This is a genomic window from Facivitalis istanbulensis, from assembly GCF_040560405.1.
Classification (GTDB): Bacteria; Pseudomonadota; Alphaproteobacteria; order Sphingomonadales; family Sphingomonadaceae; genus Sphingomonas; species Sphingomonas istanbulensis.
Genome location: NZ_JAVSCQ010000003.1, coordinates 71837 through 84980 on the forward strand (window position 1 = coordinate 71837; position 13144 = coordinate 84980).

The window sequence follows — 13144 nt, forward strand, 5'->3', positions numbered from 1 at the left end:
CGGGCCCAAGCCTGTGGGAATCGGCCATCCCAGGGCCTGCCATCGGGCGGGGTCGATGCGCGATCACCCCGCCCGACCGGGGGATCAGTCGCGGGCGACCGGCCCGCCAGCGGCCTGGAACAGCGCGACCGTATCGGTCATCCGGGCTGCCCTGGCCTGGATCATCTGCGCGCGCGCCTGTGCATCGGTGGCCGTCGCGTTGAGCAGTTGCAACGTACCGACATCGCCCAGCGCCAGTTGCCGCCGGGCAAAGGTCAGCGCCTGGCCCGCCGCATTGCTGGCGCGCTGCGCGGCCTCCAGCGCCTGCGCATCGGTCGACAGGCCGGTCAGCGAGTCGGCGACGTCGCCAAAGGCCTGCAACACCGCGCTGCGATATTGCGCCTTGGCGCCCTCCAGCGCCGCTTCCGCCGCCTTTTGCTGGTGGCGCAGCGCATTGGCGTGGAAAAGCGGCTGGGTGATCCCGCCGAGCAGCGCCCAGAAGGGGTTGCCGCTCTTGAACATGTTGCCGAAATCCTGCGCCGTGCCGCCGGCATTGGCGGACAGCTGGATGCTGGGCAGGCGGGCCGCGATCGCCGCGCCGACATCCGCGCCCGCGCCCTGCAACTGCGCCTCGGCCGCCAGCACGTCGGGCCGGCGATGGACCAGCTCCGACGGAATGATGGCCGGCAGCGCGGTCGGCAGGGTCATCTGCGCCAGTTCGGGCAAGGCGGGCAGTTCGCTGCCCGGTGCCCGGCCGAGCAGGGTCGCGATGATCGTGCGCTGTGCCGCCTCGGCCCGGACCAGCGGCGGCAGCGCGCCTTCGGCGGTGGCCAGCGCGGCCTGCTGGGTCGCGACGTCCGCCGCGCCGACCGCGCCCAGCCTCTGCCGCTGTTGCAGCGCGGACAGGATGTCGCGGTTGACCGCGATGGCGGTCTTCGCCGCCGCGACCTGCTCGGCCAGGCTGGCGCGTTCGATCAGCGCGGTGACCAGATTGGCCGCGATCGTCATGCGCGCGGCATCCAGTTGATGCCGTGCCATCGCCGCCTGCGCCTTCGCCGAACGGACCTGCGCGCGATTGCCGCCGAACGTGTCGACATTATAGGAAATGCTGACCTGCGCGGTGTGCAGCGTGTAGAGTTGCTGGTTCTGGTTGGCGACCGCGGGGGACAGCGCGTTGGACACGCGGGTCCGCTGCGCATTGTAGCTCAGCCCGCCCTGCGGGAACAGCAGCGAGCCCTTGGTCGCCAGCGCCTGTTCGCGCGCCTGCCGCAGCGAGGCCTCGGCCGCTGCCACGTCATTATTGTGGGCGAGGGCCTCGGTGACGAGCGCGTCGACCTGCGTATTGCCGAAGGCGTGCCACCATTCTGGCGCGACCGTCGCCGAAACACTCTGCGCCGGGCCGCTGGCCGGGGCGATCACCGGGGCGGCGGATAGGGGCGGCAGGCTGGCATGCGCGTCCAGATCGTGCGGGCCGACCGCGCAACCGGACAGGCCGGCGGAGACGCACGCCAGGAGCGGCAGGGTCAGGAAACGCGTCATGCCGGAACCCCGGTTTCAGAGGGATCAGAGTCGGTGTGGTCGTCGACCATCGGGGCGTGCTTCTTCTTGCGCTGCGACAGCGGCACGCGGATCGAATAGCGGCCGATCAGCACCGGCAGGACCAGCAGGATCAGCACCGGGGCCAGCGTCATGCCGCCGACCACGACCAGCGCGAGGGGCTTTTGCACCTGGCTGCCGATGCCGTGCGACAGCGCGGCGGGCAGCAGGCCGATGGCGGCGACCAGGCAGGTCATGACCACGGGGCGCAGGCTGTTCTTGACGGTGGTGGCCAGCGCATTTTCTCGCGGGGCGCCTTCGTCGATGGCGTTGTTGAAGGTGGTGACGACCAGAATCCCGTCCATCACCGCGATGCCGAACAAGGCCACGAAGCCGATCGCCGCCGAGATGCTGAACGCCGTCCCGGTCAGCGCCAGCGCCAGCACGCCGCCGATGATCGCCATCGGGATGGCGGAGAAGGCGAGCAGGCTGTCCCGCAGCGACCCGAAATTGGCATAGAGCAGCAGCAGGATCAGGACCAGGCTGATCGGCACCACGATCTCCAGCCGGGCGATGGCGTTCTTCAGATTGTCCAGCTCGCCCGCCCATTCCAGGTGATAGCCCGGCGGCAGGTGGACATTCTGGGTGATCCGCGCGCGCGCTTCCTCGACCGCGCCGCCCAGATCGCGGCCGCGCACCGAGAATTTGATCGGGATATAGCGTTCCTGATGCTCACGATAGATGAACGACGCGCCGCTGGTCAGCTTGACGCTGGCGACCTCGGACAGCGGCACCTGGATCGTGCCGTTGCCGTCGGGGCCGGGCGCGCCGATCGTGATGTTGCGCACCGATTCCAGCGAGTCGCGCTGGGTCGGTTGCAACCGCACGATGATCGGGAAGTGGCGGTCGGTGCCGGGTTCGTACAGGTCGGCGGGCGACTGGCCACCGATCGCGGCGGCGACAGTCGAATTGATGTCGTCCGGCGTCAGACCATAGCGGGCGGCCTTGGCGCGATCGACGTCGATCCGCACGGTCGGCTGGCCCAGGATCTCGAACACGCCGAGATCCTCGATGCCCTTCACCTTGGCCATCTGCGCCTTGATCTGGTTGGCCAGTTTTTCCAGCGTGACGAGGTCGGGGCCGAACAGCTTGATCGAATTGGCGCCCTTCACGCCCGAGGCGGCCTCCTCGACATTGTCCTCGATGATCTGTGAGAAGGAGAAGTCGACGCCGGGATATTTCTTGGCCAGCCGGCTCGACAGTTCGTCGATCAGCTTTTCCTTGGTCATGCCCGACGGCCAGGTGCCGAACGGCTTCAGCGGCACGAAGAACTCGACATTGAAGAAGCCGGTCGCGTCGGTGCCGTCGTCCGGGCGGCCATGCGCGGACAGGACCGCGGTGGTTTCCGGATAGCTGGCGATGATCTTGCGCACCTCGTTGGTGACCTTCTCGCCCGCCTCCAGGCTGATCGAGGAGGGGAGGGTGGCGCGGATGTACATATTGCCTTCTTCGAGGTGCGGCAGGAACTCGATGCCCAGCGACCGCACGCCGACAAAGGCGAGACCCATCATCAGCACCGCGCCGCCGATGGTCACGATCCGGTTGCGCAGCGCGAAGGAGGCGGCGGGTTCATAGACGCGACGGAGCTTGCCGACGATGAACGTCTCGGTCTCGGCCAGCTTGTCCGGCAGCAGCAGGGTGGACAGCACCGGCGCGACGGTGAAGGTCGCGAGCAGGCCGCCGCTGATCGCATAGGCATAGGTCTTGGCCATCGGGCCGAAGATATGCCCCTCCACCCCGGTCAGGGTGAACAGCGGCAGGAAGCTGGCGATGATGATCGCGGCGGCGAAGAAGATGCCGCGGCTGACCTCGCTGGACGCGCCCAGCACCGCGCCGAAGCGGCTCGCCATGGTGTAATGGCCCTTGCCGTTTTCGACTGCCGCCGAACGCTCGACCATGTGGCGGAAGATATTTTCCACCATGATGACGCAGGCGTCGACGACCAGGCCGAAGTCGAGCGCGCCGACCGAGAGCAGGTTCGCGCTCTCCCCCTGCAACACCAGGATCAGGATCGCGAAGGCCAGCGCGAACGGGATGGTCGCCGCCACGATGATCGCCGAGCGCAGATTGCCGAGGAACAGCCATTGCAGCGCGAAGATCAGGATGATGCCCACCACCATGTTTTCCATGACGGTGTGGATCGTCAGGTTGATGAGGTCCGAGCGGTCGTAGATCCGCTCCAGATGAACGCCCGGGGGCAGGACGCCCGAATTGTTGATGTTGGCGACCTCGGCCTGCACGGCCTTGATCGTCGGCATCGACTGGGCGCCGCGCTGCATCAGGACGATGCCCTGCACGATGTCGTCGTCGTTGTTATATCCGGCGATGCCCATGCGCGGCGCATTGCCGATCTTGACGGTGGCCACGTCCTTGACGAGCACGGGCGTACCACCGGCCTGGCCGACCAACACGTTCTGGATCGCGTCGGGCGACTGGATCAGGCCGATGCCGCGCACGATCGCGGCCTGTTCGCCGAAGTTGATCGTCTGGCCGCCGACATTGCCGTCGCTCTTGGACAGCGCCGCCAGCACCTGCGCGACGGTCACGCCATGCGCGTTCAGCCGGTTCTGGTCGATCACCACGTCATAGGCGCGCAGCTTGCCGCCCCATCCGGTGACGTCGATCACGCCCGGGATCCGCTTGAACCGGCGTTGCAGCACCCAGTCCTGCAACGTCTTCAGGTCCATCACCGAATAGCCCTTGGGCGCGGCGATGCGATAGCGATAGATCTCGCCCACCGGCGAGGTCGGCGACAGCGTTGGCTGCGCGCCGCCGGCCAGGGCGGGCAATTGCGACAGGCGGTTGATGACCTGCTGGCGCGCCTGTTCGTTGGTATAGTCGTAGGTGAACTGGATCTTGATGTCGGACAGGCCGAACAGGCTGATCGCGCGGATCGCGGTGAGATGCGGGATGCCCGCCATCTGGACCTCGATCGGGATGGTGACGTTGCGCTCCATCTCCTCGGCCGACAGGCCCTGGGTCTGGGTAATCACCTCGACCATCGGCGGCACGGGGTCGGGATAGGCTTCGATGTTGAGGTTGATGAAGCCGATGACCCCGGCCACGATCATGGAGATGAACAGGCCGACGATCAGCAATCGCTGACGCAGCGCGAAGTCGACGATGCGGTTCATTATTCGCCCAGCCCCGCTTCGTTCACGAACAGCGCGCCCGAGGTGACGATCTTCTCGCCCGGTTTCAGGCCGGCGGTGATGGTGACGAGGCCGTTCGCGGAGTCGCCGGTCTTTACATCGCGCGCGACGAGCAGGCCGTCGGGCCGCATGATCCAGACGCGCGCGGTATCGCCCTCATGGATCACGGCGGCGGCGGGGACGCGGATCGCCTGGCCCGCATTCCGATGCTGGATCGCGAAGCTGGCGAACATCTGGGGCTTGAGCGCCTTGTCGGGGTTGGGGATCGACGCGCGCACCGGCAGGCGGTGGGTCTGCGGGTCGAGCGCGGCACCGACCAGGTCGATGGTGGCGTGGAAGACCCGGCCGGGCAGCGCGGGCGTCGTCACCTCGACCGGATCGCCGACGCGGACATTCTGCGCATCGCTTTCGGCCACCTGGGCGACCAGCCAGACGCGCGACGGATCGGTGATCGTCATCACCGGCTTGTCGCCGCCCTGCGACACATATTGCCCCGCGGCCACGTCGCGCGACGCGATGACGCCGCCGATCGGCGCGTAGAGCGTGGTGATGTCGTGGATGCCGGAAAGCGCGCCGGCATTCTCCATGCGGCTGATCTCGCCCTGCGACTTGCCGAGGATGGCGAGCTTGTCGCGCGCGGCGCCCAGGGCGGCGGCGGCGGTGCGCGCGCTGGCCTGCGCGGCGGCCAGGTCGGCCTTGGCCTGCTGATAATCCTTCAGCGCGCCGCCCGCCGTCTCATAGATCTGCTGCTGGCGGTCGGCGTTGCGCTGCGCCGCGAGGAGTTGCGCCTGCGCATTCTGATACGCCGCGCGTGCCGAGAACAGCCCCGAGCGCGCATCGACGAAGTCGGTCGTCTTGATGAGCAGCAGCGGCTGGCCCTGGCGCACGACCTGGCCCGCATCGGCGAGCAGGCGCACGACCTGGCCCGCAAAGGGCATCAGCACCGGCGTCGAGCGCGTGGCGTCGACGGTGATCGCGCCGGTCGCCATCGTCTGGTCTCCCGACGCGCCCAGCCCGACCTGCATCGTCGGCATCGCGGCCAGCTGGTCCTTCGACAGCCGCAGCGTGCCCGGCGGCGGCGGGGCCGGTGGCGTTTCCTCCTTGTGCGTCAGCTTGCCGACGACGCTGATCAGGATCAGCACGCCGACCAGCACGGCGGCGGCGATCCCCAGCCAACGCCATTGCTGACCGGACGAGAGGCGGCGGGTTTCGGGAAGCGTTTCGTCGGCAGGGTTGGCGTGCATCGGCTTCTTTCGGCGCGAAGGTCGGAGATCCTGCCCGGCGTTAGGGGGGCGGGGCTAACAGATGCCTTACAGGAACCTTACGAGACGTTCATGAAAGGCGCGGGCGCAGGCCACCTCGCGCCGCGCCGCCCCAGCATGGGACACCACCGTGCGGAAGGCGACGGCACCCCGATCATCTCGCTGTTGGAACAATATTCACCATTCGTCGTTTAAATACAACGGCTCAACAGACTGAGGCAGGGAAGGAGAGTATCATGGCCAGTCATATACCGCAGCGTATTTCGGATTTGCCGCGTGAAGAGCGGCTCGATGCACTCTATCGGCGTTTCAACGACGACAGTGCCCGGTATCAGGCGATGCGCGATCGCCCCTCCGGTTTGTTCGATCGTCTGCGCCAGATCTTCTGATGATGATGGACGAGTGCTGGCCGGATGGCCAGTGCCCGTCGTGGACGCTCCCGTTACGAACGCACGTGATCCAGTACGCGCGGCGGGGCAGGCCTTGTCTGTCGCCGTTTGAGCGAACCCGTTCGCGGACGGTGCGGCCGTATCCGGCGGTCGAAGCGCCAGTCGCTATGGCTCAGCGCGATGCAGAGGATGGCAAGCGAAGACACGGCGGATATCATCAGCCAAATCTCCACCAGCGCGCCGGCCATTGCCATCCCCTCGTTACGATGATGCCAACGCATCGTCCTGACCGCCGATCCGGTGTCGCACCAAAACTTTTCCATTCCATTGCTCCGGCGATGATGATTGGCCTAAATCCGTCGCATGATACGATCCGATAGACGCGCCTGGCCGCTGGCCATCGGTCTGGCGATGCTGGCCGGTTATGTGGACGCGATCGGGTTTCAGCGGCTTGGCGGCTATTTCGTGTCGTTCATGAGCGGCAACGGGACGATGCTGGCGGTGCATCTGATCGGCGGGGACAGCGCGACTCAGCGGGCGTCGATGCTGGCCGCGCTGCTGGGGCTGTTCGTCGTCGGCGTGATGGCCGGAACGCTGATCCGGTTGCGCTGGCCGCGTTGGGGGCAGAGCGTGTTGCAGGCGGTGGTCGCCGCGTTGCTGGCCATCGCCGTGGCGGGGGACGGGTCGCATTCCTATGCCGCGCTGGCCATGGTGGTCGCGATGGGCGTGGCCAATGCGACGTTCGAGCGCGATGGCGAGGTCAGCATCGGCGTGACCTATATGACCGGAACCCTGGTCAAGATCGGCCAGCATATGGCGCGGATGATTGCCGGGCGCGCCCGCTGGGCCTGGATTCCCTATCTGATGCTCTGGGCGGGGTTCGTCTCCGGCGCGACGATGGGGGCGTGGCTGTTCCCGATCTGGGGCATGGCGGCGTTGTGGGGCGCGGTGGCGGCGGCGCTGGCGGCATCGGTGGTCGCCGTCTTCATCGACTGATGCCCGGCATCCGACGCCGGATCGGGGGCCTTCGCCGTCTTTTCTGCGTACCCCGCTTGGATTTCACGCGCGAGCAATATAATTACAAGGCGAAGAGTCGGGCGTCAGACCCGCGACAGGAGAGCCTATGCGTGTGATCGACCATGTGGTCGCCGGTGGAGCCGCCGCGACCAACGCCCCTTCGGCCCGTCAGGGTGATGTCTTCGACCCCAATAGCGGGCAGGTTCAGGCACATGTGCCGCTTGGCGATGCCACGCTGCTCGATCGCGCCGTCGCCGCCGCGCGCGCCGCGCAGCCCGGCTGGGCCGCGACCAATCCGCAACGCCGCGCGCGCGTGCTGTTCCGGTTCAAGGAACTGGTCGAGCAGAATATGGACGCGCTGGCGCATCTGCTTTCGTCCGAACATGGCAAGGTGATTGCCGACGCCAAGGGCGACATCCAGCGCGGGCTGGAGGTGATCGAATTCGCCTGCGGCATCCCCCACGCGCTCAAGGGCGAATATACCCAGGGAGCCGGGCCGGGCATCGACGTCTATTCGATGCGCCAGCCGATCGGTATCGGGGCGGGCATCACCCCGTTCAATTTCCCCGCGATGATCCCGATGTGGATGTTCGGCGTCGCCATCGCGTGCGGCAACGCCTTCATCCTGAAACCCTCCGAGCGTGACCCCTCGGTGCCGGTGCGCCTTGCCGAACTGATGCGCGAGGCCGGACTGCCGGAGGGCATCCTTCAGGTCGTGCACGGGGACAAGGCGATGGTCGACGCGATCCTCGACCATCCCGCGATCGGCGCGGTCAGCTTCGTCGGCTCCAGCGACATCGCCCATTATGTCTATCGACGCGGGGTCGAGGCGGGCAAGCGCGTCCAGGCGATGGGCGGCGCGAAGAACCACGGCATCGTCATGCCCGACGCCGATCTGGACCAGGTGGTCGCCGACCTGTCGGGCGCGGCCTTCGGCTCGGCGGGCGAGCGGTGCATGGCGTTGCCCGTGGTGGTGCCGGTGGGCGACAAGACCGCCGATGCCCTGCGCGAAAAGCTGATCCCCGCGATCGACGCGCTGCGGGTCGGCGTCTCCACCGATGCGGAGGCGCATTATGGCCCGGTCGTGAATGCCGCGTACAGGAAGCGGGTCGAGGACTGGATCCAGACCGGCGTCGACGAGGGGGCCGAACTGGTCGTCGACGGACGCGGCTTCACGCTGCAAGGCCATGAGCAAGGCTTCTTCATCGGCCCGTCGCTGTTCGACCGGGTGACACCGACGATGCAAAGCTATCGCGAGGAAATCTTCGGTCCCGTCCTCCAGATCGTCCGCGCGCCGGATTTCGAGACGGCGGTGCGGCTGCCCAGCGAGCATCAGTACGGCAACGGCGTCGCCATCTTCACCCGCAACGGCCATGCCGCGCGCGAATTCGCCGCAAGGGTCGAGGTGGGCATGGTCGGCATCAACGTGCCGATCCCGGTGCCGGTGGCGTATCACAGCTTCGGCGGCTGGAAGCGCTCGGCGTTCGGCGACGTCAACCAGCACGGCATGGAGGGCGTCCGCTTCTGGACCAAGGTGAAGACCGTGACGCAACGCTGGCCCGACGGCGCGCCCGATGGCGGCCCAAATTCCAACAGCGCCTTCGTCATCCCGACCATGGGCTGATCGAGAGAGACATGACCCAATTCGACCTGACCGACGAACAGCGCGAGATCCAGGACCTGGCGCGCCGCTTCACCGCCGACCGCATCACCCCCTTCGCCGCCGAGTGGGACGAGAAGCACATCTTCCCGCGCGACACGATCAAGGCGGCGGCGGAACTGGGCTTTGCCGCCATCTATGTCTCCGAGGAATCGGGCGGGATCGCGCTCGGGCGGCTGGAGGCGGCGCTCATCATGGAGGCGATGGCCTATGGCTGCCCCTCCACCTCGGCGTTCATCTCGATCCACAATATGGCGTCGTGGATGATCGACCGCTTCGGCGATGCGGATGTGAGGGGCCGCTATCTGCCCACCCTCGTCACCATGGAACGGATGGCGAGCTATTGCCTGACCGAGCCGGGGTCCGGGTCGGACGCGGCGGCGCTCAAGACTCGCGCGGTGCGCGACGGCGACGATTATGTCGTCTCCGGCTCCAAGCAGTTCATCTCGGGCGGCGGCGAGAACGAGGTCTATGTCACCATGGTCCGCACCGGCGAGGAGGGGCCGAAGGGCATTTCCTGTCTGGTGATCGACAAGGACATGCCCGGCGTCTCGTTCGGCACGAACGAGCGCAAGCTGGGCTGGCATTCGCAGCCGACGCGGCAGGTGACGTTCGATAATGTGCGCGTGCCCGCCGCCAACCGCCTGGGCGCGGAGGGCGAGGGGTTCCGCATCGCGATGATGGGGCTGGACGGTGGGCGGCTGAACATCGGCGCCTGCTCGCTGGGCGGTGCGCAACGCTGTCTGGACGAGGCGGTCGCGTATGTGAAGGACCGCCGCCAGTTCGGCAAGGCGATCGCCGAGTTCCAGAATACCCAGTTCACGCTGGCCGACATGGCAACCGAACTGGAGGCGGCGCGTGCGCTACTCTACCTCGCCGCCGCCAAGGTGACGGCGGGGGCTCCCGACAGGACGCGCTTTGCCGCGATGGCCAAGCGGCTGGCGACCGATACCGGATCGTCGGTGGTCGACCGGGCGCTGCAACTCCATGGCGGCTATGGCTATCTGATGGATTATCCGATCGAGCGCTTCTGGCGCGACCTGCGGGTGCATTCGATCCTGGAGGGCACGAATCAGGTGATGCGGATGATCGTCGGGCGGGATTTGTTGAAGGACTAAGCCCCGCCCTAAAATGCCGCGACCATCCCGGCGGAAGCCAGGGTCCGGTTGCCAACCGGCCGATGGCGCGCCACGCATTGCACCGCATCCGGGCCCCGGCCTTCGCCGGGGTGGAAGAAGAGAGTAAGGTAGAGGCGATGACCCAAGACCTGATCGTCACTCGCGAAGGCCCGGTCGGGCGGCTGCGACTCAACCGGCCCAAGGCGATTCACGCGCTGACCCGCGATATGTGCGAGGGCGTGCTCGCCGCGCTGGAGGACTGGCGCGCCGATCTGTCGGTCGAGGCGATCCTGATCGACCATGCCGAGGGGCGCGGCTTCTGCGCGGGCGGCGACATCCGCCTGCTGGCCGAAAGCGGCGCGGGTGATGGCGAGGCGGCACGCGCCTTCTTTCGCGCCGAATACCGGATGAACCATCGGCTGTTCACCTATGCCAAGCCGATCGTCGCGGTCATGGACGGCATCACCATGGGCGGCGGCGTCGGTATCGCCGCCCCCGCGCGCTACCGGATCGCGACCGAGAATACCCGGCTCGCCATGCCCGAGACGGGAATCGGCCTGTTCCCCGATGTCGGCGGCGGCTGGTATCTGTCGCGGCTGCCGGGGCGGATGGGGGTGTTCCTCGCACTGACCGGGCATCGGCTCGACGGGGCGGAGGCACGGGCGCTGGACCTCGCCACCCATTATCTGCCCGCATCCGCGCTGGGCGAGGCCAAGGCCGCGATCCTCGCCGCGCCGCAGGAGATCGCCGCGACGCTCGACGGCCTCGCCACCCCGGCGCCCGAGGCTGCGATCATGGCCCATGCCGCCGATATCGACCGGCTGTTCGCCGCCGACACGCTGGAAGAGATCCTCGCCGCGCTGGAGGCGGATGGCGGCGAATGGGCGGCGCGGCAACGGGGCGTGTTGCGCGCCAAATCGCCGCAAGCGTGCAAGGTGTCGCTTCGCCTGCTGCGCGAAGGCGCGCTGACCACCGACTTCGCCGACGAGATGGCGCGCGAATATGGCGTGGCGGCGCATGTGGTGCAGCGCCCCGACTTTATCGAGGGCGTCCGTGCGCTGATCGTCGAAAAGGATAATGCGCCGCGCTGGAACCCCGCCACGCCCGACGGCGTCACCGACACGATGATCGACCATATCTTCGCCGCCCTTCCCGAGGGGCAGGCCTGGACCCCCGATGACCGCTGAGGAGGACGAGCATGACCGACTATAACACCCTGATCGTCGAGCGCCGCGAGGCGGTGACGCTGGTGACGCTCAACCGGCCGCAGGCGCTGAACGCGCTCAATGCCGAGTTGCTGGCCGAATTGCTCGACGTGATCCGCGCCTATGACGCCGACCCGGATCAGCGTTGCGCCGTCCTCACCGGCTCGGCCAAGGCCTTTGCGGCGGGCGCGGACATCAAGGAAATGCAGGAGATGGACTTCGCCGCCATGTACGGCGCGAACCATTTCGCGGGCTGGGACGACTTCACCCGCACCCGCAAGCCGATCGTCGCGGCGGTCGCGGGCTATGCGCTGGGCGGCGGGTGCGAACTGGCGATGATGTGCGACTTCATCCTCGCCGCCGACACCGCCAAGTTCGGCCAGCCCGAAATCAAGCTGGGCGTGACGCCGGGCATGGGGGGCTCGCAGCGGCTCGCCCATGCAGTCGGCAAGGCCAAGGCGATGGAGATGTGCCTGACCGGCCGGATGATGGATGCCGAGGAGGCCGAGCGCGCCGGGCTGGTCGCGCGCATCGTGCCCGCGGCCGATCTGGTCGAGGAGGCGATGAAGACCGCCGCGACCATCGCGGGCATGGCGCCGCTCGCCGTGCGTGCGAACAAGGAGATGGTCAACGCCGCCTTCGACATGGGGCTGGCGCAGGGCGTGCAGTTCGAGCGGCGGCTGTTCCACGGCCTGTTCGGCTCGGCCGACCAGAAGGAAGGCATGGCGGCTTTCGTCGAGAAGCGCGCCCCCCGCTGGACCGGGCGATAAGCCGGGCTCGCGGATAAGGATCGAAGGAGAGACAGGATGGCGCGGATCGCCTTTATCGGCCTGGGCAATATGGGCGGCGGGATGGCCGCCAATCTGGCGAAGGCGGGGCATGACGTCCGCGCCTTCGACCTGTCGGCGGAGGCGTTGGCAGCGGCGGAAGCGGCCGGGTGCCTGCCCGTCGACAGCGCGCTGGCGGCGATGGACGGGGTGGAGGCGGTGGTGACGATGCTGCCCGCCGGAACCCATGTCGAGCGCGTCTATGCCGATGCGGTGTTCGCCGCCGCGCCGCTCTCCGCCATCCTGATCGACTGTTCGACCATCGATGTCGCCACCGCGCGCCGGGTGGCCGAGGCCGCGCGCGCCAAGGGGATGCTGGCGGTCGACGCCCCCGTCTCGGGCGGGATCGCGGCGGCGAAGGCGGGGACGCTGACCTTCATGGTCGGCGGCCTGAAGGAGGCGTTCGACCGTGCCGAGCCCTTCCTCTCGGCGATGGGGCAGGCGGTAATCCCTGCCGGTGGCAATGGCGCGGGCCAGGCGGCCAAGATCTGCAACAACATGCTGCTCGGCGCGACGATGATCGCGACCTGCGAGGCGTTCGTGCTGGCCGAGAAGCTGGGGCTGGAAGCGCAGACCTTCTTCGACATCGCCTCGGTCTCGTCGGGCCAGAGCTGGTCGATGACCAAATATTGCCCGGTTCCTGGTGTCGGACCGGAGACGCCCGCCGATCATGACTATCAGGGTGGCTTTGCGGCGGCGCTGATGCTGAAGGACCTGCAGCTGGCGATGGCGGCGGCGCGCGATGCCGGCGCGACCACGCCGATGGGCGAACGGGCGGCCGAACTCTATGCCGCGTTCGTCGGCCAGGGGCAGCCTCCGGTCGACTTTTCGGCCATCATCCGCACGCTTCGGTAAAGGCTACGCCCCGGCCCATATCCCGGGTGCATCGCGCCGGGAAATGCCGAAGCCGCCTTTTCCCATCCGGCAACGCGGCCTAAA

Annotated in this window: 10 protein-coding genes; 7 read left to right on the top strand and 3 right to left on the bottom strand. The window is 67.7% G+C overall.

Annotated features, from left to right (window positions below):
* Window positions 1-84: 84 nt before the first annotated feature.
* The 3 genes from RN629_RS03010 to RN629_RS03020 are packed head-to-tail and all read right to left on the bottom strand — an operon-like array spanning window position 85 to window position 5971.
* Window positions 85-1518, bottom strand: coding sequence for an efflux transporter outer membrane subunit (locus tag RN629_RS03010; protein WP_407033789.1), 1434 nt, complete (start codon window positions 1516-1518; stop codon window positions 85-87).
* Entirely contained in the window at window positions 1515-4709 is a 3195-nt protein-coding gene (locus RN629_RS03015; protein ID WP_407033790.1) for an efflux RND transporter permease subunit, read from the bottom strand. The genes RN629_RS03010 and RN629_RS03015 overlap by 4 nt, the downstream gene beginning before the upstream one ends.
* A complete protein-coding gene (locus RN629_RS03020; protein WP_407033791.1) occupies window positions 4709-5971 on the bottom strand; it encodes an efflux RND transporter periplasmic adaptor subunit in 1263 nt (420 codons plus the stop codon). Before RN629_RS03020 ends, RN629_RS03015 begins: the two co-directional genes overlap by 1 nt.
* A 254-nt stretch (window positions 5972-6225) precedes the next feature.
* Between RN629_RS03020 and RN629_RS03025 the strand changes: the two genes are divergently transcribed.
* The 7 genes from RN629_RS03025 (at window position 6226) to mmsB (ending at window position 13060) form a co-directional block, all read left to right on the top strand.
* Complete coding sequence (locus RN629_RS03025; protein ID WP_407033792.1) at window positions 6226-6378, top strand: hypothetical protein; 153 nt, start codon at window positions 6226-6228, stop codon at window positions 6376-6378.
* Between the two features lie 363 nt (window positions 6379-6741).
* Window positions 6742-7374 (top strand): YoaK family protein, encoded by a 633-nt coding sequence (locus RN629_RS03030; RefSeq protein ID WP_407033793.1) that lies wholly within the window; start codon window positions 6742-6744, stop codon window positions 7372-7374.
* 127 nt (window positions 7375-7501) lie between these two features.
* Window positions 7502-9019, top strand: a complete 1518-nt coding sequence (locus RN629_RS03035; protein WP_407033794.1) for a CoA-acylating methylmalonate-semialdehyde dehydrogenase — start codon at window positions 7502-7504, stop codon at window positions 9017-9019.
* 11 nt (window positions 9020-9030) lie between these two features.
* Entirely contained in the window at window positions 9031-10173 is a 1143-nt protein-coding gene (locus RN629_RS03040; protein ID WP_407033795.1) for an acyl-CoA dehydrogenase family protein, read from the top strand.
* Window positions 10174-10310: 137 nt separating this feature from the next.
* Window positions 10311-11360, top strand: a complete 1050-nt coding sequence (locus RN629_RS03045; protein WP_407033796.1) for an enoyl-CoA hydratase/isomerase family protein — start codon at window positions 10311-10313, stop codon at window positions 11358-11360.
* An 11-nt stretch (window positions 11361-11371) separates the two neighbouring features.
* Complete coding sequence (locus tag RN629_RS03050) at window positions 11372-12148, top strand: enoyl-CoA hydratase (protein ID WP_407033797.1); 777 nt, start codon at window positions 11372-11374, stop codon at window positions 12146-12148.
* A gap of 36 nt (window positions 12149-12184) precedes the next feature.
* On the top strand, window positions 12185-13060 hold the full coding sequence (gene mmsB, locus RN629_RS03055; RefSeq protein WP_407033798.1) for a 3-hydroxyisobutyrate dehydrogenase: 876 nt from the start codon (window positions 12185-12187) through the stop codon (window positions 13058-13060).
* The last annotated feature ends 84 nt before the right edge of the window (window positions 13061-13144 follow it).